Below are 282 nucleotides of genomic sequence, written 5' to 3' on the forward strand. Positions count from 1 at the left end.
ACCAGCATTGATAAAACAGCCGACGGCGTTATAAATGGCAACGGCGAAAGTGCTGCAATCCTTGTGCGCGGCACAGTAACCGACGTTGAAGATGGTCAAACCATTACTGTAACTATTAGTGATGGCGTAAACCCACCCGTTGAAGTAGAAGCCATTGTACAAAATGGCGAGTATGTTACAGCACCAATTGATGCAAGCGCATTAAACGACGGCACGCTCACCGCCACCGCCAGCGTATCCGATGTGGCGGGTAACCCTGTAAGCGCGCAAGATAGCGTAGAA

Annotated in this window: 1 protein-coding gene; it reads left to right on the top strand. The window is 50.4% G+C overall.

Annotated features, from left to right (window positions below):
- Nucleotides 1–282: hypothetical protein (locus tag WDB87_RS00035; RefSeq protein WP_337848634.1), on the top strand; the 282-nt coding region annotated here is incomplete at both ends.

It is taken from the genome of Pseudoalteromonas sp. C12FD-1 (assembly GCF_037414265.1).
Lineage (GTDB): Bacteria > Pseudomonadota > Gammaproteobacteria > Enterobacterales > Alteromonadaceae > Pseudoalteromonas.